The 22,331-nt window shown below is 36.2% G+C and carries 19 protein-coding genes, 2 other RNA genes and 1 riboswitch; of the genes, 16 read left to right on the plus strand and 5 right to left on the minus strand.

All coding sequences use genetic code 11. The annotated features are described in order from the left end of the window. The first annotated feature begins 46 nt into the window (after positions 1–46). On the plus strand, positions 47–1,012 hold the full coding sequence (locus JKA74_RS00945; protein WP_201429276.1) for a metallophosphoesterase: 966 nt from the start codon (positions 47–49) through the stop codon (positions 1,010–1,012). A 105-nt stretch (positions 1,013–1,117) separates the two neighbouring features. Here JKA74_RS00945 and JKA74_RS00950 read toward each other — a convergent pair whose 3' ends face one another. Together JKA74_RS00950 and ssrA are read right to left on the minus strand one after the other, a co-directional pair. Beyond that, positions 1,118–1,354 (minus strand): GIY-YIG nuclease family protein, encoded by a 237-nt coding sequence (locus JKA74_RS00950; protein WP_201429277.1) that lies wholly within the window; start codon positions 1,352–1,354, stop codon positions 1,118–1,120. 637 nt (positions 1,355–1,991) lie between these two features. Then, positions 1,992–2,400, minus strand: a transfer-messenger RNA (tmRNA) gene (gene ssrA / locus JKA74_RS00955). Between the two features lie 759 nt (positions 2,401–3,159). On the opposite strand from ssrA, the gene JKA74_RS00960 reads away from it, so the two are divergent. The 12 genes from JKA74_RS00960 to JKA74_RS01015 all read left to right on the plus strand — a co-directional run bounded on the left by JKA74_RS00960 (position 3,160) and on the right by JKA74_RS01015 (position 15,027). Beyond that, positions 3,160–6,537 (plus strand): GEVED domain-containing protein, encoded by a 3,378-nt coding sequence (locus JKA74_RS00960; RefSeq protein ID WP_201429278.1) that lies wholly within the window; start codon positions 3,160–3,162, stop codon positions 6,535–6,537. A 306-nt stretch (positions 6,538–6,843) separates the two neighbouring features. Then, positions 6,844–6,941, plus strand: an RNA gene (gene ffs, locus JKA74_RS00965) — signal recognition particle sRNA small type. Between the two features lie 110 nt (positions 6,942–7,051). Next, the gene (gene fsa, locus JKA74_RS00970) at positions 7,052–7,708 is read left to right on the plus strand and encodes a fructose-6-phosphate aldolase (RefSeq protein WP_201429279.1); all 657 of its coding nucleotides are present in this window, start codon (positions 7,052–7,054) and stop codon (positions 7,706–7,708) included. A gap of 72 nt (positions 7,709–7,780) precedes the next feature. Then, the gene (locus JKA74_RS00975) at positions 7,781–7,984 is read left to right on the plus strand and encodes a fructose-6-phosphate aldolase (protein ID WP_201429280.1); all 204 of its coding nucleotides are present in this window, start codon (positions 7,781–7,783) and stop codon (positions 7,982–7,984) included. Between the two features lie 2 nt (positions 7,985–7,986). Next, on the plus strand, positions 7,987–8,703 hold the full coding sequence (locus JKA74_RS00980; protein WP_201429281.1) for a cell division ATP-binding protein FtsE: 717 nt from the start codon (positions 7,987–7,989) through the stop codon (positions 8,701–8,703). An 81-nt stretch (positions 8,704–8,784) separates the two neighbouring features. Then, positions 8,785–9,255: a hypothetical protein gene (locus JKA74_RS00985; RefSeq protein ID WP_201429282.1), complete on the plus strand. Its 471-nt coding sequence runs from the start codon at positions 8,785–8,787 to the stop codon at positions 9,253–9,255. A gap of 80 nt (positions 9,256–9,335) precedes the next feature. Further along, a riboswitch (cobalamin riboswitch) is annotated at positions 9,336–9,560 on the plus strand. Positions 9,561–9,654: 94 nt separating this feature from the next. Beyond that, a complete protein-coding gene (locus tag JKA74_RS00990) occupies positions 9,655–11,550 on the plus strand; it encodes a TonB-dependent receptor plug domain-containing protein (RefSeq protein WP_201429283.1) in 1,896 nt (631 codons plus the stop codon). Continuing rightward, positions 11,547–12,596 (plus strand): DUF5074 domain-containing protein, encoded by a 1,050-nt coding sequence (locus JKA74_RS00995; RefSeq protein ID WP_201429284.1) that lies wholly within the window; start codon positions 11,547–11,549, stop codon positions 12,594–12,596. The genes JKA74_RS00990 and JKA74_RS00995 overlap by 4 nt, the downstream gene beginning before the upstream one ends. 57 nt (positions 12,597–12,653) lie before the next feature. Further along, positions 12,654–13,034, plus strand: coding sequence for an acyl-CoA thioesterase (locus tag JKA74_RS01000; protein WP_201429285.1), 381 nt, complete (start codon positions 12,654–12,656; stop codon positions 13,032–13,034). After that, positions 13,031–13,201, plus strand: coding sequence for a DUF5522 domain-containing protein (locus JKA74_RS01005; RefSeq protein WP_201429286.1), 171 nt, complete (start codon positions 13,031–13,033; stop codon positions 13,199–13,201). Before JKA74_RS01000 ends, JKA74_RS01005 begins: the two co-directional genes overlap by 4 nt. Positions 13,202–13,263: 62 nt before the next feature. Further along, on the plus strand, positions 13,264–14,295 hold the full coding sequence (locus tag JKA74_RS01010) for a DUF3667 domain-containing protein (protein ID WP_201429287.1): 1,032 nt from the start codon (positions 13,264–13,266) through the stop codon (positions 14,293–14,295). 18 nt (positions 14,296–14,313) lie between these two features. Then, on the plus strand, positions 14,314–15,027 hold the full coding sequence (locus JKA74_RS01015; RefSeq protein WP_201429288.1) for a Dph6-related ATP pyrophosphatase: 714 nt from the start codon (positions 14,314–14,316) through the stop codon (positions 15,025–15,027). A gap of 58 nt (positions 15,028–15,085) precedes the next feature. Here JKA74_RS01015 and JKA74_RS01020 read toward each other — a convergent pair whose 3' ends face one another. Beyond that, the gene (locus JKA74_RS01020; RefSeq protein ID WP_201429289.1) at positions 15,086–17,059 is read right to left on the minus strand and encodes a choice-of-anchor B family protein; all 1,974 of its coding nucleotides are present in this window, start codon (positions 17,057–17,059) and stop codon (positions 15,086–15,088) included. Positions 17,060–17,065: 6 nt separating this feature from the next. After that, a complete protein-coding gene (meaB, locus tag JKA74_RS01025) occupies positions 17,066–18,058 on the minus strand; it encodes a methylmalonyl Co-A mutase-associated GTPase MeaB (protein WP_201429290.1) in 993 nt (330 codons plus the stop codon). A 139-nt stretch (positions 18,059–18,197) separates the two neighbouring features. Here meaB and JKA74_RS01030 point away from each other — a divergent pair, with 139 nt between their 5' ends. The 3 genes from JKA74_RS01030 to JKA74_RS01040 all read left to right on the plus strand — a co-directional run bounded on the left by JKA74_RS01030 (position 18,198) and on the right by JKA74_RS01040 (position 21,427). Continuing rightward, on the plus strand, positions 18,198–19,469 hold the full coding sequence (locus JKA74_RS01030) for a CHASE2 domain-containing protein (protein ID WP_201429291.1): 1,272 nt from the start codon (positions 18,198–18,200) through the stop codon (positions 19,467–19,469). A gap of 15 nt (positions 19,470–19,484) precedes the next feature. Next, positions 19,485–20,417 carry a hypothetical protein gene (locus JKA74_RS01035; RefSeq protein ID WP_201429292.1) on the plus strand — a complete coding sequence of 311 codons (933 nt, stop codon included), beginning with the start codon at positions 19,485–19,487 and terminating at the stop codon, positions 20,415–20,417. Between the two features lie 254 nt (positions 20,418–20,671). Then, the gene (locus tag JKA74_RS01040; protein ID WP_201429293.1) at positions 20,672–21,427 is read left to right on the plus strand and encodes an NYN domain-containing protein; all 756 of its coding nucleotides are present in this window, start codon (positions 20,672–20,674) and stop codon (positions 21,425–21,427) included. Between the two features lie 156 nt (positions 21,428–21,583). On the opposite strand, the gene JKA74_RS01045 is transcribed toward JKA74_RS01040, so the two are convergent. After that, entirely contained in the window at positions 21,584–22,288 is a 705-nt protein-coding gene (locus tag JKA74_RS01045; protein WP_201429294.1) for a YARHG domain-containing protein, read from the minus strand. Positions 22,289–22,331: the final 43 nt, after the last annotated feature.

Below are 22,331 nucleotides of genomic sequence, written 5' to 3' on the forward strand. Positions count from 1 at the left end.
TTCAAATTTCAGATTAAATATCCGAATAGTTGAATTTTCTAATTGGTTGAAGGTTGAATCAATCCTTTGCATTGATCTGAACTATTCAATGATGTTTCTGATGTTGCTTTGGCAGAAACACAGATTGCCCCAAGGTCGGCCTATCTGCAAAGGGACTATCATTATGTGGGGCTTTTTTGAAAGTAACTTAATCCGGTTACTGTATTTATCCGTAACAAGTGTAAATGATTTTATTATTATAGAGGCTAATGTTATGTTGAAAGTACAGTATTGCTCCGATTTGCATCTGGAATTTCCTGAAAATAAATCTTTCCTTGACGAACATCCGATTCAGGCTAATGGTGATGTTTTATTGATGGCTGGCGATATTGTCCCCTTTGCCGAAATGCATAAATTTGAAAGCTTTTTTGATAAGCTGTCCGATCAGTTTAAAAAAGTATATTGGATTCCCGGAAACCATGAATATTATCAAAGAGATATTAAAGATCGATCAGGAAGTTTTATAGAAGAAATAAGAAAGAATGTGTATCTTCTGAATAATAAAGAGATTGAACTGGAAGGATTTCGATTGATATTTACCTCATTATGGTCGAAATTATCAGAAGAAAATTTTGATGTTTTTACTCAGCAATGGCCTGATTTTAATTGGATTAAAAATGGTGATGGGAATTTTACTCCTGATGATTATAATCAACTCTATGATGAAGATATTTCATTTCTTAAAAATGCAATGAGCAGAGAAAAAGAGGATGTCACTACTATAGTTATTACACATCATGTTCCTACTTTTAAAAATTTCCCGGAGAAGCATAAAGGAAGCAAACTGAATGAAGCCTTTGCCACAGAGCTTTCCGATTTAATAAAAGATAGTGCTGTGGATTACTGGATACACGGCCACAATCACAGCAATACAGATCCTTTCAAAATAGGGGAAACTGTTATGCTGACCAACCAATTGGGCTATGTGAAAATGGGAGAGCATGAACGGTTTTCTCAGTCAAAGACAATTTAAGTTAAAGATATAGCATCATTTTTTATTTGAAGGGTCGCGAATTAGAGAGGAGGTGCTTTAAACCTAAATTAAATTAGGTTAAGAATAAATTGACTAAAGATTCTTTTACAAGAATCTTTTCTGAGAGAAAGCCTTACCTGAACCAGATTTTAAATATTTTTCAAATGCCCAGGCTTTGTATTCATCTTTGAATGCGATATAAACTTCTAATTCTAATGGTCTTCTGGTTGAAGTAAATTTAACTTTTCCATCCTGATGAGCTTTGTATCTTTTCTTTAAATCTCCTGTGCAACCAGTATATATTTTATCATCACAGCATCTGATTAGGTAAACATAATGCATAATTCTATCTATTAATTTTGGTTGGCAATAAATTTAATAGAAGAAATCGCAAAAGGAAAGTACAAATGGATTAATTGTCCTCCTACGTTAAAACTTCGGAGGACATGGTTGTGGAGCTTCTCCACCGAAGCATTAAGATAGATATGGCTAGAATAACTTGAGTGGGTAAATTAAAAAGCCCCCCCTTCGCTAAAGCTTTGGAGGACGAATATGTGGAGCTTCTCCACCGAAGCCCTAATTGCAATGAAAGATGTAACTTGATTAATTTGGCAATATGCTAATAAAGCCCCCCCTTCGCTAAAGCTTTGGAGGACGAATATGTGGAGCTTCTCCACCGAAGCCCTAATTGCAATGAAAGATGTAACTTGATTAATTTGGCAATATGCTAATAAAGCCCCCCTTCGCTAAAGCTTTGGAGGACGAATATGTGGAGCTTCTCCACCGAAGCCCTAATTGCAATGAAAGATGTAACTTGATTAATTTGGCAATATGCTAATAAAGCCCCCCTTCGCTAAAGCTTTGGAGGACGAATATGTGGAGCTTCTCCACCGAAGCCCTAATTGCAATGAAAGATGTAACTTGATTAATTTGGCAATATGCTAATAAAGCCCCCCTTCGCTAAAGCTTCGGGGGGCGGAGGTGGAGTTGGAGGGAGTCGAACCCTCGTCCGGATAAGGAAACAATGCATCCTCTACATGCTTAGTTACCAATTTAATTTTCGTCTCTGCTATGGAAGGTAACAATCCTTGTACAGAGCTTATCTATTTGAGTTTCGCAACTACTTAATAGCATCATAGCTGCTAGTTTCTCCTAGTCGACACCCCTGATTCAGCCCCGGAAAAACGAAGCGCTGAGGGATGTGGCCGGGGAGTTCTTGTAGGAACTCAACCCTTTAAGCCCTACTCTCTGTAATTAAACGGAGATTAGGCAGCCATGGCGTAAGTATTTTCGCCAATTATAGTTGGAGTGAATTACTTGCGGATGTACACTCTCCACCCGACATGCTGATACACAATTCACACTTACCGTCAATACCGGTCAACCCCATATGTTAAAGAACTAATTTCCTCCCCTTAAAGAGGAGTGCAAGATTACAATAATTAAATCACTTGTAAAAATTATCGTAAAACTCATTTACAGTTTTATTAACAAATATGCCTGTTTTAAGTTCGGCTGACCTCATTTCTTTTTATAGAAATCATGGAACTTACACCATGTAATGAATTTCAAAAATGTTGAATAAAACTATGATTTCTTTAAAAGTGCTTGTTATTAAATAAGGAGTTTCATTGATTGGTTAACCCTATTTTTTTTATCTAAACTGTTAATTTATATAAAGATACTCTGGTATTAAAAATATAACAAAAACAATAAGTATTGTTATTTTAATGTTTCATTTAAAGACTAAATATTACATGATATTATTCTAATAATACGCTTTATACAGATTTAAATAGCGGTTTATAGTCGAATAGCGAAATTAAAAGTATAAATTATAAAAAAATACGATGTAATATTTTTGTTCCAAATTAAATTTGTATATTTGTGATAATAGGAGATATTTAATATCTCGTTTCGACCAAAACCCAATATAGTATGAGTGCATTTAAAAGAATTTTGCAACAATATTATAATATGAATTACATAAGGCAGCTATTGTATTATTTCGGTTATTTTAATTCGATGGAATATAGCTGACCTCAATCTCTCAAAGTCTTTATACAACCTATAACTATAAAGTAAACCAGTAATTTTTATCTGCATCCGGATCAGGATGCAGTATTTTCTAACCTAAAACAAAATTTATGAAACGCAATTTTACCAATTGGAAAATGCTAATGATCATTTTCTGTTTACCAATGAGTATCTCCTTTGCTCAAACAAAGCAAGAGATTACTAAACTCACAAAAGATTATAATAAAGGAAAGCTTAGCACAATGGAAAGCCAGTTTGCTGGTAAAGCTATTCGTGAAAAGCAGGAAGCCCTTGATATGGCCCAAAGAATGGGATGGGATGTGAAAATCACCATGGAAGATGGTACTTATGCAGAACTACAAAAACTGACTGCGGATGGGCAACCTATCTATTATACTACTTATAATGTGGATGCAGCTAAATCAACCAGGGCAGATCATTTGAATTCAGGAGGTTCATTAGGGCTCAGCCTCAATGGCCAGAATATGACTGCTTATGTTTGGGATGGCGGATTGGCCAGAGGAACACATCAGGAGTATGATGGAGCAGGAGGAAGTAACAGATTTTCAATTGGTGATGGATCTTCTACTTTGAATTTTCACGCTGCTCACGTTACAGGAACCATTATCGCTTCAGGAGTAGATGCCGATGCTAAAGGTATGGCTCCACATGCCAAAGCAATTGGTAGCGACTGGAACAGTGATATTGCAGAGGCTACTAGCGCTGCATCAAATGGCATGTTGCTTTCAAACCATTCCTATGGCTATCGTTCTGACCTGGTGCCTGACTGGTACTTTGGAGCTTATATAGATGACTCCAGGGATTGGGATGATTTGATGCATAATTCTCCATACTATTTAATGGTTGTTGCAGCAGGAAATGATGGTAGTACTAACTATAACGGATCTCCTCTTGGTGGTAATTCAGCATATGATAAATTGACCGGACATGCTACTTCTAAAAATAATATGGTAGTGGCTAATGCCAATGATGCTAATATAGCTTCTGATGGAACCCTTAATTCTGTTTCAATAAACAGTTCAAGTAGTGAAGGCCCAACAGATGATTTAAGGATCAAGCCTGATATTACGGGGAACGGAACAGGTGTTTACTCTACTTATGAAAGCAGCAATACAGCATATGCTTCTATTACAGGTACTTCAATGGCTTCACCAAATGTTACTGGTACTTTGTTGTTATTACAACAACATGCCTCTGATGTTACAGGAAGTTATATGAAAGCAGCTACATTAAAAGGTTTGGCTTTACATACCGCTGATGATGCAGGTATTACCGGTCCTGATGCCATTTTTGGATGGGGATTATTGAATGCCAAAGCAGCAGCCACTGCTATTACTGAAAATGGTAATGCTTCCAAAATTGAAGAATTGAGTTTAAATTCAGGTCAATCTTACAGCGTTACTGTAGAGTCGGACGGAACAAGTCCGTTATTAGCTTCCATTTCATGGACTGACCTTGCAGGTACTGCAAATACGGGAACTACTAATGATAACACGCCAGTTTTGGTGAATGATCTTGATATTCGTGTAACTCAGGGAGGATCAACATTTTCTCCTTACAAATTGACAAGTGTTAGTTCAAATACTCAAGGTGACAATAATGTAGATCCTTATGAAAGAATAGATGTTAACAATGCTTCAGGAACTTATACAATTACAGTAACTCATAAAGGGAGTTTATCAGGTGGAAGCCAGGATTTCTCTTTAATTGTAACAGGTATATCAGGTGATCCTGTAGCTTGTGAAGTAAGCACACCTAATAATTTAAATGCTTCAAATGTAGGGTCTTCTACAGCAACTTTAGGATGGGATCAGGTATCAGGTACTTCTTATGATGTTAGATACAAAGCTACCTCAAGTAGCTCATGGACTACTGTTGCAGTATCAGGAACTTCTACCAGCCTTTCAGGTCTTTCAGCTTCTACACAATATGAAGCTCAGGTAAGAAGCAAATGTAGTGATGGTACAACTTCTTCATACAGTGGTTCAGTAACATTTACTACAACTGAAGTACAAATCACTTATTGTGATTCCAATGGAAATAGCGTAGCTGATGAGTATATTGGAAAAGTAGCTGTTGCAGGTATCAGCAATACAACTGGTGCCAGTAGTAGCGGATATGCGGATTACACCAATTTATCCACTGACTTAAACCAGGACGAAGCTTATACAATTACTATTACCCCGGAATGGACAGGTACTGTGTATGCAGAAGGGTATAGTGTTTGGATCGATTATAATAAAGATGGTGATTTCACTGATGCCGGAGAGCAAGTATGGACACAATCAGCCACACAAAACACTCCTGTAAGTGGAAGTTTTACAGTTCCTGCAGGTGCTTCAACAGGAGAAACTACCATGCGGGTATCCATGAAATATAATGGTATACCTACTTCATGTGAGTCGTTTAGCTATGGAGAAGTAGAAGATTATACGGTTAACATTACTGAAGGAACAGGCGTGGTATGTACTGTACCAGGGTCACTTTCAGCTTCAAATATTGGAGAAACTACAGCAACACTTAACTGGTCAAATGAATCAGCTGATAGTTATGGTCTTAGAGTAAGAGCAAGCGGTTCTTCTTCATGGAGTAATTTAACAGCTAGTAGTAATTCCCAGGCAGTTAGCGGCCTTTCTGCTGATACGCAATATGAATTTCAGGTAAGAAGTGTATGTGGTGGAACTACAAGTAATTATTCCTCATCAGCTACTTTCACAACTGATGCACCTGTTCAGATTACTTATTGTGATTCCGAAGGTAACAACTCAAGCTATGAGTGGATCAGAAGAGTAGTTTTAGGCTCTATTGACAATACAAGTGGTGATAATGGTGGATATGGTGATTTTACTTCTCAGGAAGCTTCTGTAGCCCGTGGTGGTTCAACCTCTATGAATGTACAGGCCGGATTTAGTGGTAGCAGTTATAATGAATATTGGAGTGTATGGGTTGATTTAAATCAGGATGGCGTATTCAGTAGCACCGAAAGATTGGTGAATGGTTCTTCAAGTAGCAGTAATTTATTAAGTGCTACGTTGAACATACCATCAAGTGCTCTTTTAGGAAAAACTCGTATGCGTGTAACTATGAAATATAATTCCCAGGGTACTCCTTGCGAAACTTTTGCTTATGGAGAAGTTGAGGATTATACAGTTAACATTGTGAACAGTACTTCTTCCATGGTTGCAATGACTGAGGACAATAGCAGCGATATCTTAGGAAATGAAGCCAATAGCAGAGGTTATCAGTTGTTCCCTAACCCTGCCAATGATGCTATCAATTTCAATGTCAAAAATATTGACACTAATGAACCTGTTAGAATTTATACCAATACAGGCTCTTTGGTGAAAGAAATCATGGTAAAAGATGATTATTCTAAAATTGATGTGAGCGATTTGGCTAAAGGAATGTATATCATAAAAGCAAAAACCATTAAAGAGGTGGTTAATACCAACTTTGTGATTAACTAAATCTCTTTTTTTAACTAATGTAAAAAGGCCTCGGATGTATTCATTCGGGGCTTTTTTTTGCCTGATACTTAAAGTTGCAGGAGCGGATAATAGCCCTAAGCCTTCTTTACTTTAGGTTAAATTAAATAGAGTCTCTTCGGTAATTACTTGTGAGCTGCGTAATGTTACTTTATTCAAGCTATAATCCTGATGAGAGTTTAATTTCAGGGCTCAAATTTTTTAAGCTGATTATCAATCGTTTAACATATTTAGCTAAATATTTTCAAACTCGGGTTTACATTATCATAACATTTATCTATCTTTGCAACGGCAAATCGGCACGACCAGCTCCTGCTGAACTCCCCCAGGACCGGAAGGTAGCAAGGGTAGGCGGTCGTAGCGGTGCGATGTTGGTTTGCCACTTTTTATTCCCCTCTATTTTCTCAGTCTCTTTCTTCCAACATTCTAGGCAAAATTTAAGATTAAAATCCTAACTTTGCAGCAGAAATAAAATTCTTAAAACAGACTGACTACTATGAAATTTTTTATTGATACCGCCAACCTGAACGAAATTAAAGAAGCTTATGATTTGGGCGTTTTGGATGGTGTAACCACCAACCCTAGCTTAATGGCCAAAGAAGGCATCAAAGGTGATGAAAACATTCGTGCACATTATAAAGCTATATGCGATATAGTAGATAACAATGTAAGTGCTGAAGTAATTGCTACTGATTTTGATACAATTATCAAAGAAGGAAGGGAATTGGCTAAAATTGATGATAAAATTGTGGTGAAAGTACCCATGATCAAAGACGGTATCAAAGCCATTAAATATTTTTCTGCAATGGATATCCGAACCAATTGTACATTGGTGTTTTCATCGGGTCAGGCTTTATTGGCAGCCAAAGCAGGAGCTTCCTATGTTTCTCCTTTTATTGGCAGATTGGATGATATTTCAACGGATGGTTTGACTTTAATTGAAGATATTATTCGTATTTATGATAATTATGGCTATGAAACAGAAGTTTTGGCAGCTTCAGTACGTCATACCATGCACTTAATTGAATGTGCTAATATGGGGGCAGATGTAGTGACATGCCCACTTAACGTAATTACTGCTTTGTTGAACCACCCATTAACCGATAGTGGCCTGGCTAAATTTTTGGCGGATCATAAAAAATCAAACGCTTAATAGGAATGCCGGAACTTTTCCAAACTTTTAAACTTTGGAAAAGTTCTTCTTTATCCCTTATATTGAAAACTTATGTACATCATTAAAGTAAAAGGAAAAGCAAAAATTCCTGATTATATTCAATTAAGAGATGAGAATTTCGTTTTGATAGCCTACTTCAGAGCTGACAGGCCACTTAAGAATATTGAGAAGTATGGTTTAGAAGGCAAGGAGGAAGCTCTTGAAAAATTAATTAATGAATTGCCTTTTGGCAAAATTCAAGCATTAGATATTTAAATATGGCAGCATCTTTCTCAAATGATCCGGTTGTGCGAATAGAAAATGCTACTATTTTCCAGGAGGATGTAGCAGTATTGAGTGATATTAATCTTTCTATGGAAAAAGGGGAGTTTGCCTACCTCATTGGACGAACCGGTAGTGGAAAAAGTTCATTGCTTAAAACCTTGTATGCGGATTTAGAGCTTCGCTTAGGCGCCATGGAAGTAGCCGGATTTAAAATCAATGGTATTTCTGCTAAGAAAATTGCCCAGCTAAGAAGAAAGATTGGTATTGTTTTTCAGGATTTCCAGTTGTTGCCAGACAGGACGGTAGCTGAGAATCTGATGTTCGTAATGAAAGCTACCGGCTGGAAAGAACGTTCTAAAATGAAAACTCGCATGGCTGATGTGCTCATGCAGGTAGGTCTGGGCTCCGTGGATTCTAAAATGCCCCATCAACTTTCAGGAGGAGAACAGCAGCGTGTAGTAATTGCCCGTGCTTTATTGAATGAACCCGTTTTACTGATTGCCGATGAACCTACCGGAAACTTGGATCCCGAAGTTTCAGATGGAGTTTTTAAACTCTTTACAGATATCAATAAAAGTGGTACAGCTATTTTAATGGGAACCCACGACCATGGCTTTTTAGAAAAACATCCCGCCCGTGTGCTCAAATGCTTTCAGGGTAAATTGCTCGATTCCAAAAAAGAAGAATTTGATTTAAGGAGCAATTATTAAAGCCTCACATTCCAACTTTATTCTTTCAGATAGTGTCAGTAGATTAGTATAATTATTAATCCGTATTTAAATTCATTTCTCATGATAAAACTATCTTATTTACTAGCATTAATAATGGTGGTTTGTCTCCAATCTTGTAATATATTTGGAGATAATTGTGAAGATTACGCTTGCTTCACGCCACCTCAGTCCTTTCATTTCGAATTGATCAATTCCCAGGAGGAAAATGCTCTTTCAGATCCTGCTTTTGACACTAATAAGCTCAAAGTAATCCGTTTGGAAGATGAGCAAAGTCTTAATTTTGACATTGAAACAATTAATGAAATTGAAATTATTCAAGTGCAGCAAATAGGCTGGGAAGAAGGCTTAAAGAATTACCAGTTTTTATATGAAGATAATGCACTTTTTGTGATAAGAGTAGATGCAGAAAGTGTGTCAGAAGATTGTTGCTCTTTTACTCAATACAATGAAAAATCCCTTTTAAATGCTGAACATACTATAGTGACCAATCAGGCTATAGATAACCATTACAGAGTAACAGTTGATTATTAAAGTCAATGGCTAAACTACATTTAACCTTCCTGATTTATTATAACAACTCATTTTTGTTTGTTATAATAAATCTTCTCTCTACATTTGCATTGAATTATGGTTTCTGAAACATCTGCGATGGTTCGGAATTAAAAGGGAATCCGGTGCTTAAATAAGTAATTATTTATTATTCCGGAACTGTCCCCGCAACTGTAAGTCCAATTTTAACAGATGTGCACACCTTTGCCACTGTTCCGGGAAACCGGGATGGGAAGGCCGCCACATCAGGGACGAGTCAGGAGACCTGCCACAATTCTTAACAATTTTAGACTTTCGGGTGAAAGGTCATGAATGTACGAAAGCTATAAGCATACTTTTTTACATCTGATTTTACATCTGTCGCATTTTTAATTTTTTTATATGCGATTAGGTATAGTAATTCTATTTTGGGTTTTAACCCTGAATATTTATGCACAAATCCCTGTTGATTCTGCAATTGCTTTGCAGGAAGTGACTGTTATGGGCAATTTTGAAAAGCAATTCCTTCCAGGAAATGGTATTATTATACCTAAGGAAAAAACGCTTACATTTTATCAGTCAGATAATATTAGTGAAGTATTAAGACAGCAAAGCAGTATTCACATAAAGGAATATGGTAATGGAATGTTGAGTACCATTGCTTTTCGTGGTACGAATGCCAGCCAAACCTCAGTACTTTGGAATAATTTTAACATCAACAGCTTCACATTAGGGATGACTGATTTTTCTCTTATTCCCACACAGGCAATTGGTGAAATTACTATCATTCCGGGAAGCGGTAGCAGCACTGGTGGGAATGGAGCATTTGGAGGTAGTGTTTTATTACAAAATGATGTAGACTTTAACGCTATTCCAGCTATTGTGCTAAGCCAGCAAGTAGGGAGTTTCGGACAATATAGCACCAGTATAAATGCGAAAAGCTCTTTTGATAATTGGGCTTTTGATACCCGACTGTATTGGGGCAAATCTGATAATGATTTCGAAGTACTGCCCACTGGACAAAAGCAAAATAATGCTTATTTTGAGCGCAAAGGAATCAATCAAACGATAGGTTATCAAATTGATAACAGGAGCAGTTTAAAAGCAGCTATTTGGTACAATGATAATTTTAGGGAAATCCAACCTGTTATAAGCAACAATAATAATAGGATAATAAATAATCAGGAGGACAAAAATTTCAGATCTATCCTCAACTACGAGTACGCAGATAATAGTGGTAAATTATCAATGGGATCCGGTTTGTTTCAGGATGAAATGACTTATCGTCAGGATCATAGCATATCCTATCTTAAAGTCCAAAGAATCGAAAGCTTTGCAGATTATAAATATTATTTATCTAATCAACATCAAGTTAAATTTTCAGCTCGTCATAATTATATTCAGGCACAAAATGAATCTTATCAGGAGGGTGGGGGCAAAGAGCAACGCTATAACTTGGGCGTGCAATTAAAAGGCGAAATTTCAGAAGGCATTGATTACGCAGTGCATTTACAGCAACAATTGATGAATGGTGTTAAAATACCCCTATCACCTTACCTTGGTTTTTCTTATGAAATGTGGAGGAATCAGCAACATCAAATCCATATAAAGGCTAATACCTCATTTAATTACCGGCTGCCAACACTTAATGACCGCTATTGGAATGAGGTTGGCAATCCCGTGCTTAATGCTGAAACAGGATGGAATAAGGAAATCTCATTGACGTCACAACATCAATGGGATATGCTGAAACTACGATCATCTGTGACAGCTTTCCATAATCAGGTGGAGAACTGGATCCAATGGGCACCAGATTCCAACAATCAATGGAGGCCAAGGAATATAAAAGAAGTAATTGCGAAAGGGCTGGAAATGAACCTTTCAGCCAATTTTCCTTTGGGGAATGAGGTAAATATAGAATCAGGAGTTCAATACAGTTACATCAAGTCAACTGTTATTCAGTCTGAGGTCAATCAAAATGAAGTAGGCAAACAGCTTATATATACACCATTTCATAAGGGAAACGGTACCATTTCTGTAGGATGGAGGCAGTTTTCATTGGACACTTTCCATCAATTGACAGGTAAAGTGTACACTACTAATAACAATTCCGAAACTTTTGCTTTAGAATCATTTTTAATTTCTGATTTGGGAATAGGCTGGAAGTCAAAACCCTGGCAGTTGGCAGGGAGAGTAAAAAACATTTTTAATAAAGAGTATCAGGTGTATTCAGGCTATGCCATGCCGGGAAGGAATTACCAATTATCAATTCAATATCAAATAAACTTTAACAAATGATGAGATTTAATCTACTTAACAAATCCTTTTTTGTCTTATTGGCAATGATTTTCATTTTTTCATCTTGTGATGATGATGAAAAAACTCCATCGGTAACAACTAATGTCATGGTATTTCATGAAGGTGGATTTACCAAAAACAATGCCACTGTCGCAAGTTATAACCAGGAGAGTATGGAGTATGAAGCATTAGCCTATAATAATGCGAATGGATCATTTATAGGTGATGTTCAACAAAGTGCTACTCAACATAATGGCAAAATATATAGCGTTTTGAATGGGAGTAATTCTATACAAATTTTTGACTCAGAGACTATGCTGTCTGCAGGAAATATCACCAGTGAAAGAATGGATATGCCAAGATATTTGGCCATTTCCGGAAATACTGGCTATTTAAGTAATTGGGGACCTTATGATGAAAATTATAATTTAACAGATAGTAATATTTTAAAAATTGATCTTCAAAATAATGAAGTAACTGAGGTGATTGAATCAGGTGATTATGTGGAAAATGTTTTCTTACAGAATGACAAGCTGTTAGTAAGCCGTGCGAAATGGGATGGCAGTATAAAACATCTTACAGTAATAAATACTGACTCCAAACAAATAATTGAAGATATAGAGCTACCGGTTGGCCCTGCTGAAATAATATCGGATGATAATGGCAGTATATGGGTGATTTGTACTAGTGGAAAGCTTGTAAAGCTTAATTCGGATGTTACTGCTATTGAAGAAACTGTTGATTTGGGTGATGGAGCATTAGAGGATATTGATTTATTCGAAAATGAGATTTATTTTTATCAGAAGAGTACTAGTAGTGTTAAGAAATATATCATAAGTAGTTCATCTATTATGAATGTACTTTCTAATGTAACGTTGGAGTTACCTTATGCATTAGGTGTTGATCCTAATAGTGGTGAAATTTATCTTGCTGATGGTGTGGATTATGCCGGAGAAGGGAAAGTAATACGCTATTCGGCCGAGGGTGAAATAATTGACGAAATAACTGAATCAGGTGTGTTGCCTACTCAATTTATATTCAATTGAGGAATTGATTTGTGATTAACTTTCACTAGTATAATAAGTGGAATACTAATAAATAAAATGAAAGCGGATAAAATTCAAGCGTCTATTACAAAAGTGACCAAAGCTGTATTCCCAAATACCACCAATCATTACGATACATTGTTTGGCGGAACTGCTTTGCAGTGGATGGATGAAGTGGCTTTTATTACGGCTACCAGGTATTCACGACAGAAAATGGTGACAGTAAGTAGTGATAAAATTGATTTTAATACAGCTATCCCTGCCGGCACCATAGTAGAGCTGGTAGGCACAGTCATTCGTGTGGGAAACACCAGTATGGATGTGCAGGTAGATGTGTTCACCGAGGAAATGTATTCTGAAAGTCGGGAAAAATCAATTTCCGGTCGTTTTACCATGGTAGCAATTGACGATAATAAAAATCCGGTAGCTATTTTATGAAAAAAGATAAAAATCAGCCGTTCTCCATAGAAAAAGATGATTTCTATATGGAGAACGGGTTTTTCGTTTTTACCGAAAAATACCATTTGAAAAGAGGTTATTGTTGTGGGAATAAGTGCAGACATTGCCCATACAATTTTGAGAATGTAAGGGATAAAAAATCATGAGGATAGATTTTTTAATCTACTGTTCTATATGTACTTTTCCTCATTAAATCTTTTAAAGAAAATTGAAAAGTACAAGAAAACAAGAAAGTTGCCTGAACTGTGGACAGGCTCTTCCAAATGCAGAGAACTATTGTCCTGAATGTGGACAGAAGAATTTAGATCAAAGGGTTTCTATTTTAGTATTTATTCAGGATTTTTTTTCTAACTACCTGAGCTTTGATACCACATTATTCAGAACGATGAAGCCTTTCTTGCTCAACCCGGGTAAGCTAACTTTAGAATTCAATAAGGGGAGAAGGAATTACTATATTCACCCTATCCGGCTTTATCTTATTTTTTCTTTATTCTACTTTTTTATAGTAAGTGCTAATGTGCCGGCTAATGCTACAGATACTTTAATGAATAAAATTTATTCTTCATCAGATAATAAAGCAAGTCTGGCTGCAATGGATTCTACCGATAGGAGGGAGATTGAAGAAGCAATAGGTAAGAATGGGTTGATAGGTATTATAAATGACAAGGAAGACTCTGTTTCAGTCCCATCAGATTCATCTCGAAGGCGTATGAAGTGGCCTCAGTTGAAAGCCTATGCTATTGATGATGAAATTACTGATTCAGCATTTAGTAAAATATTGGATCGCGAATTCTTTAACTCTAATTTGGAAGTAGAACAACAAAGGGCATTTATTGCTAACTCTAATTTATACCTCATTAATTCCCTGCGGAATTTACCCATCATGATGTTTATTCTTTTGCCTTTGTTTGGTTTGTTTTTAATGTTACTGCATCTAAAGAGTAAGAAATTTTATGTTGAACACCTTATTCACGCCATACACTTACATGCATTTGCTTACTTTTTATATGGCATAGGAATCGTGCTAATTTTTAACATAAATATGGGAGAGATGCAGGGCTGGATATTTTTTATATGTTTCGTTGCGGTTAGCCTATATGCGTTTTTATCTGTTAAGAAAATGTATAAAAATGGGTTGGTAAAAGCTTTTGTGAAATTTTGTGTATTGGGGCTCTTCTACTTTCTTTTGTTAATGTCAGCAGTAGCTTTGGAGCTCTATGTTTCCCTGCTAATGTTATAGCAATAAAATCAATATACCATGTCAAAAAATAAAATAGCCATCAGTTGGAGTGGAGGTAAAGATGCAATGATGGCTTTGCATCTTCTAAAGCAATCTGGTAAATACGAAATTGATCATTTACATACCGTAATAGGAGAAGAAACACAAAGAGTGGGCATGCACGGGATTCATAGGGAGTTGATGGAAGCTCAGGCGGAATCCCTGGAGATACCTATTGTCTTTAGCGTTTTGCCTGTAGACCAAAGCCACAGTTCCTATGAGGATTTAATGCGGAAATATTGTGAAAGCTGTATCCTGAAAGGAATTAAAGCCATAGCTTTTGGGGATATATTTTTAGAAGATTTAAAAGAATATCGGGAAAACCAGCTGGCTGACACAGGGCTTGCTGCTATTTTTCCTCTCTGGAAAAACAATACCAGGCAGCAAATAGAAAATTTTATTCAACTTGGATATAAAACAAAAATTTGTGCGGGTGATGCTCAATATTTCATAAAGGATCAGGTCGGAAAAACACTTAACCAGGAATTACTTGATAATTTACCTCCGGAAGTGGATCCTTGCGGAGAAAATGGAGAGTTTCATACTTTTGTCTATGATGGGCCACTTTTCCAAAAGCCTGTTAACGTAGTCTTACATGAGGTAGCCAGCCATTTCTATGAATTCAAAGTGGAAGTGGAAGACAAGCTAGAAGAAAGAAAAAAAGAGTTTTACTTTGCTGATTTTTATTTATAAAAAAAGGAACATGAACCTAATCATGCTCCTTTTCATTATAAAATTCTCAAAGAATCTATTATTTTAAAACTTTTCTTAGGTGTTTTTCCCCTTTGTTATTAGTAAAAATTATAAAATAGATTCCTTTCTCCCAATTGCTGGTATTGATTGTGTTTTTACTACCATTATTTAATGTGGAAAGGCTATGAATAACTTTCCCCTTTAAATCAATTACCTCAATACTACTTAATTCTTTTTCGTCACTGATAAGATATAATTTGTTCTGAACAGGATTGGGGTAAAGCGTAATTTCGAAATTTGATTTTTGTAGGTTACTTAATACGAAAAAGCCCACATCCTCTGTTTTTAAAGCTTCGCCACATTCATTAATAGCTGTTAATGAAACTTCATAAGTTCCGTCTTCCTCATAAGTATGTACCGGGTTTTCCTCTGTAGAAACTTCAGAACCATCTCCAAAATCCCATATCCAGGAAGTTGCATCTACTGATTTACTAAAAAAGTTTACTTCTTTGTTTGAGTTTGAGATTGAATAGGTGAAATCAGACTTAGGTAGACTTCCAGCTTCATTTGAGGTGTAAGAATAAGCTATACTACCATCAGTCAATGTGACTTTAACCCGGTAAGTAAGCCCGCTCAAATCCATCTCTTCAGAGTTTACTGTAAGCGTGGCAGTATTTACTCCGGAAAAAGAGGAAGAATTGCTAAGATCTGAAGGTTTTCCTTCATCTATAACCTGCCACTGATAACTTTCAGCAGTAAACCCATTATTTAATGTTATGCTGATGTCTTGAATAAATTCGCAACTCGTAAACTTAGGATGGTCCAATACAATGTCATTAATATTCGGTTTTAATATGAATAAGCCGTTATTAATATCACTTACAATTACAATTCCACTTTCAAAAAAAGGATAATTACTCCATGCGCCATTAAAAGCTGTATTCTGACCTTGTGGATAAGTATCAAAAAAAGCAAGTTCTCTTAAGTTTCCTTCTCCAGCTTTTTCAGCATCTAATATGATCAATCCGTTTTCATAATTTGATTGAAAAATTTGATTGTCTTTTACATATAAATTATGATCTATGGCTTTTCTCTCTGAAAAATATTGATTGATCAATTGAGGATTGTCCAAATCCTGCACATCCCAAATCAATGTTCTGGTATTAATGCCGCTATTGCTTTCATCCAGCTCATCATTGGATATAAAATATTTATGGTCTTCTGTAAGCCAACCTTGATGTGAGTAAGCTGACTGAGGGTAACCTTCTTTACTGATTAAAAGTGTATTGCTTTTGGTGGTAACATCAGCTATTGTAATAGTATTTTCATTGGCATTAAAACAAATCTCTTTGTCTTGATAATCAGTATCTGGCCCATTGTAAATTACACACTGGGCATCGTGGGTATAGCCATCAGCATCAAAACATCCTGCATAAACCGGATTTTTAGGATCGTTGATGTCCACAATATGCAAGCCACCTTGTCCACAATTATTTCCGGCACCTCTGGCTCCTACTATATAGGCAAAACCTGTTTCCTCGTTTATAACCACATTGTGTGCACTTCCTACACCATCATAATGACCATCATTATCAAAAGTGGCTGGAGCATTTGCAACGTTTCTAAGTCGGGTAAGGTCAAATACCTGCATGCCATGCCCTGAATTATTGTCAGCTACAATAAAAGCATGATTGTTAAACACTTTAATATCTCTCCAAAGACTTGAGTTTCCTGTATGGCTCGCTAACCGGCCTACAATTTCCGGTTGAGAAGGATTACTTACGTCCACGAACACAGTTCCATTTGTTATTCCTACCAATGCATATTCCTTTCCGGTTTCCGGATCAGTCCATCCCCAAATATCATTTAAATCTAAGCTGGATCCCCCGGTAAGTTCACTATTGCTTAAGCGGGCATAAAAATCCACTTGATTACAAGGGTAACCATTTACTGTCCCATTGTCACAAGGTGTTTGGCTAAACAGGCTCACGGGTAATGTGATTAGGAGCCATAATAAGTATTGTTTCTTCATGCGTTTTTAATTATTAACTTGAAAAGATAGTAATTCCCTTGCGGCCTGTACGGAATGTTTTTTACCGGAACGTACCGCGTCTTCAAATGTCGCTAATTTTTCTATAATTTCTGGACGATTATAAAAGTTTCTTTTAAGGTAAAGGTTAATTGTTTGGTGCATCCAATGAACTGACTGCTCTTTTCTGTTAAAATCGAAAAAACCATTTTGCTTCATTTTAAAGTAGTAATCTGTCAATATTTTCCAGGTATCCTCTAATCCTTTATTTTGTAAGGCAGAGCACAACAGAACTTGCGGGTTCCATCCATTTTCATTCGAAGGGAAAAGATGTAATGCATTTTGATATTCTTTCTTAGCTTGCCTGGAAGCATCCAAATTATTTCCATCTGCTTTGGTAATGGCAATGCTGTCCGCCATTTCCATAATCCCCTTTTTTATTCCCTGTAATTCATCTCCTGCTCCTGCTAACATTAGCAGCAGGAAAAAATCGACCATGTTTTTAACAGCAGTTTCTGATTGCCCTACGCCTACAGTTTCAATAAAAATCACATCATATCCTGCTGCTTCGCACAATAACATGGTTTCCCGGGTTTTATGGGCTACACCTCCCAAAGCATCTCCCGCGGGAGAAGGCCTTATAAAGGCATGAGAAGAAACACTCAATTTTTCCATACGGGTTTTGTCTCCCAAAATACTACCCCCACTTTTTTGACTTGAAGGATCTATAGTCAGGACTGCTAATTTTTTATTTTGCTCAATTAAATAAGCTCCAAATGATTCTATAAAAGTACTTTTTCCTACTCCCGGCACACCAGTAATTCCAATGCGGTAGGAGTTTCCTGTATAAGGATATATTTCATTGATAAGTTTTGCAGCCAATTCATTGTCATCATCCAATGCGCTTTCCACTAAAGTGATGGCCCTACTGAGTATTACGCGGTTACCCGAAAGAATACCATCCTTATATTCCTGAATACTTAGTCTGTTTTTTCTTTTCAATGCTTTTTTGTATGATTGAAGATGAAATTTACTACAGGGAGCACTGATAAAACAAGTTTTTATCAGTATTAATTGGTATTTAGTAATTTTTAATATAATTTTAATATTCAGTTAAAAAAATGCACTATTTCAATATATTATGAAAGTAAAGATAATCGGCAACATTTGGCTGGATTCTGTAATGGCTACAGGGTTCATTTTCTTAATCATTTATGCCTTATCTTCTCTCTTAAATACACTTGAGGCCATAGACCCTGTAGGTGAAGCTTTGGAAGATGTTGAGTTTACTGATTTGGTGTATTCCAACTTAAGAGAGGCTCCGCCTGCTGAAGAAAATGTAGTTTTAGTGAACATAGGCAGGCTTCCCAGAGCCGGAGTGGCTGAACAAATCAGAATTATAAATAAATACAATCCGAAAGTGATAGGAGTGGATTCGTTTTTTCCTTATCCTAAAGATCCCGTGACTGATAGCATATTGGCTCAGGCTTTATCCGAAGTAGATAATTTGGTGATGGCTTCCAAACTTTTAAATTTAAAAGAGGAAGAAAATTATTTTGATTCTATGAAAATATCAGCGGATCCGTTCAGAGCCAATGCGGATTTTGCTTTTGCCAATCTGGTTACTGAGGAAGGAGTTTCTCAGGAAGATGTGAAAACCTGTCGTACTTTTACACCTCAGTTAAATTATAAAGGAGATCCGCAAATGGCTTTTGCAGTGAGATTAGCCAATTATTATGCTCCTGAAAAGGTTGAAAAATTCCTTGAAAGAAATAAAGAAGTTGAGTATATCAATTTTAAAGGAAATTCAATGGGGTCTGAATCTAATTTTGCCACTACATTTTATGCCCTGGACATAGAAGATGTGTTCAATGAGAATTTTATGCCGGAAGTAATAGAAAATAAGATCGTTATTTTTGGTTTTATGGGGGACTACTTTGGTGACCCTTATAATGTGGAGGATAAATATTTCACCCCTTTAAATGTAAAGTATGCAGGAAGAGGGGCTCCTGATATGTATGGGGCAGTTATTCATGCCAATATTATCTCAATGATTTTGGATGAAGATTATGTATATCAACTGGAAGAAAAATATCAACTTTTAATTGCTGTTATTTTATGTTATATTAATGTAGTAGCTTTTATGTGGGTTTATTATAGCTTACCTAAATGGTATGATGGTATTACGAAAATCACTCAATTAATAGAATTGTTGTTAATCATTGGATTTGTAATATATGCCTATCATTGGTTTGATTGGAATTTGGAATTAACATTAGCTATGGGTGTGGTGGCAGCCGTAGGTGATTCTCTTGAAGTATATAATGGAGTAGTGAAAAACATGTTTACCTCAGAGGGTAGAAAAGAACTGTTTAGTGTCAAAAGAAAGACTAAAAAGGTGGTAATAAATTAAACAATAGAAAAAGTTATGAAAAGCGTTATTAAAATTTTTGTAGTTGTTATTTGGCTGGGGAGCTTCAGTGCAAATGCGCAAGAGTATGTATTTAAGGTCTTGGCTAATAAGGGAGATAATTCTGTAAAGCTAAAGGGCAATGATTGGGCACCACTTAAAACGGGTCAGTCTTTAAATTCAGGTGATGAGCTGAAATTATCAAATGAGGCTTATTTAGGGCTTATGCATAATTCAGGAAAAACATTGGAAGTAAAAACATCTGGTGAGTACAATGTTAATACACTCGCGGATAATTTAAAAGGAAAAAATTCCAGTGTGGCAAGTAAATATGCTGATTTTGTAATGAACAGAATGAGTGATGAAGAGGGTGCCGGGGATTACAGAAAAAGCCTGGGAGCTACCGGGGCGGTTGACCGCGCATTGGCTAGTGGTGCCAAAATAAAAGTGATGGCACATAGCTCTACTGATATTATCAATCCTGAAGTAATCATCAGGTGGAGTGAGCCTCAGCAAACTGGCGAAATTGAAGAATTGAGCTACGAGGTAGTCTATAGTAATCTTTTTGATGAAGTGATTAAAACAGAGGAAACTGATAAAACGGCTACTACACTTAATATGGCTTCATCACCTTTCAATAATTTAGAAAATAAATTTGTGAAAGTGAAAGTAAGCGTGAAAGGAAAAGATTTGAATTCTGAAGAATATGCTATCATTATTAAGCCTGAAGATGAGTCAGCAGAGATTAAGAAGATGTTGAATGAATTGAAATCTGAGGTGCAGGAAGAAACCGCTTTGGATAATATGGTAATGGCCGCCTTTTATGAAGATAATAACTTATTGTTGGATGCATTGACTTCCTATGAGAAAGCTATTCAAATTGCTCCTGAGGTAGAGATCTATCAGAAGGCTTACGAGGATTTTATCATAAGAAATGGTTTCGCTAACTGATAATAATTAAAATTTAAGATATTTAAAAAGCACCTTTCCGGTGCTTTTTTTATGTTCAAAATCTGGCACTTTCAATTAATCCCTTCTGAGAATTAACAAAACCTGACTATATGTATTTGTGTATTGAATTCAAAAGAATTTGTATTATTGTACAATGCTCCTGTAGCGACCAAAAATGGATAAGAATCTACAGTTTATTAATCCTTTTATCGACAGTAAGTACACAAGCCATTTATATTTTTTAACTTTAGAACATGAGTGAGAAAAAGGATTTACGATTGGCTGTATTAATAGATGCTGACAATATTCCCTATTCAAATATTAAGGGAATGCTGGATGAAATATCGAAATTGGGAGTGCCGTCCATCAAAAGAATTTATGGAGATTGGACCAAACCAACTGTTGCGGGTTGGAAGCCTGCTTTATTATTGCATGCCATCACTCCAATTCAGCAGTATAGTTACACTACAGGCAAAAATGCCACTGATTCAGCTATGATTATTGATGCAATGGATATATTGCATAGTGAGAAAGTGGATGGGTTTTGCCTTGTTTCCAGCGACAGTGATTTTACAAGGTTGGCGACAAGGCTTCGGGAATCGGGCATGTTGGTTATAGGAATAGGGGAGAAGAAAACCCCCAATCCTTTTATTGTGGCATGTGACAAATTTATTTATATCGAAATCATTGGTCCCAAGAAAAGCACGAAAAATGTTTCAAAAACATCAGTGCCTTCACCGGAAGCAGAAAACCAGGTAGATCCTATTGATAATAGTTTTATTCAACTACTTAAAAGTTCAGTTGAAGACCTGGCTGATGATGATGGCTGGGCATTTTTGGCAGAAGTGGGTGGACTTATTATTAAAAAGAAACCTGACTTTGACCCCAGGAACTATGGCTTTTCAAAGCTAACCCCTTTGATTAAATCTTTGAAAAAGCATTTTGAAGTGGATGAAAGAGAGTCTGGAAAAACACATATCAAACACATTTATGTAAAAATAAAAGAGTAGTAATCTAGTAGCTTCGACATTCCGGTCAGTTGAGCGAGTTGGGGTGAAAGCAAATGTGCTGTATTGATGCCCAAGTAGAATCGAGGTATAGTTGGAGTAAAGAGCGGCTATATTATGCGTGGCTTATGGCTCACGGCAGTCTATTAGCATCTGTACTCATTCAATTGTTCTTATACTTTCGATATTCCTTATCTCGATGTTAGTGAGATAAGATTCGACCTCTTCATTTGTCTTAGGGTTTTGATGATACCAGGTTTGCCGATTAAAATAGTCAGCTAACTGCGGTGATTTAAAAGTATAACCGTATCGCGCAAAAATTTCATTACGCATTAGCCGTAATTCTTCTTTGGAATAGATTTTCAATTCTTCAATCGGAATTACTCTGATGGATGCTTCTGGACATTTACCACTAATAATAATTTTTAGATTATCAGGATTAAATTCTGGTTTATCCACTGGTTTAAATAATTCAGGATTATTTTGAACATTCCAGAAGAAGTAGAGTTCGTTACGATTTATAACAATTTTTGCTGATTTATTAATTTCGTTAATGGTCGGAACACTCTTGGTATATGATGAATAGTCTGTTGACGAGACCGGATTAATGTTGCCAATACCTCTCATGCCTTTGTAATGAGTGAAGGAAATTAAAATGGTATCTTCATTCAAGTGCCAAGTACCTTCATAATAATTAAGAAAATCTAAGCTGTATATAACCTTATTAGTTTTGAAAATAAGATGGTTATCCGGTCCAGAAGGAGGTTCAAATAGCCAATACGTATTATTGAGTTCCATCTGTTGCCCAAATACTGGTAAACCAAGGAAGAAAGCTGAAAGAACTATGAATATTTGTTTTAACATGAATAAATGATAACGGTTAATGTATAGTGTATAGCATCCCGCA

This window comes from Marivirga aurantiaca (assembly GCF_016679925.1).
Taxonomy (GTDB): domain Bacteria; phylum Bacteroidota; class Bacteroidia; order Cytophagales; family Cyclobacteriaceae; genus Marivirga; species Marivirga aurantiaca.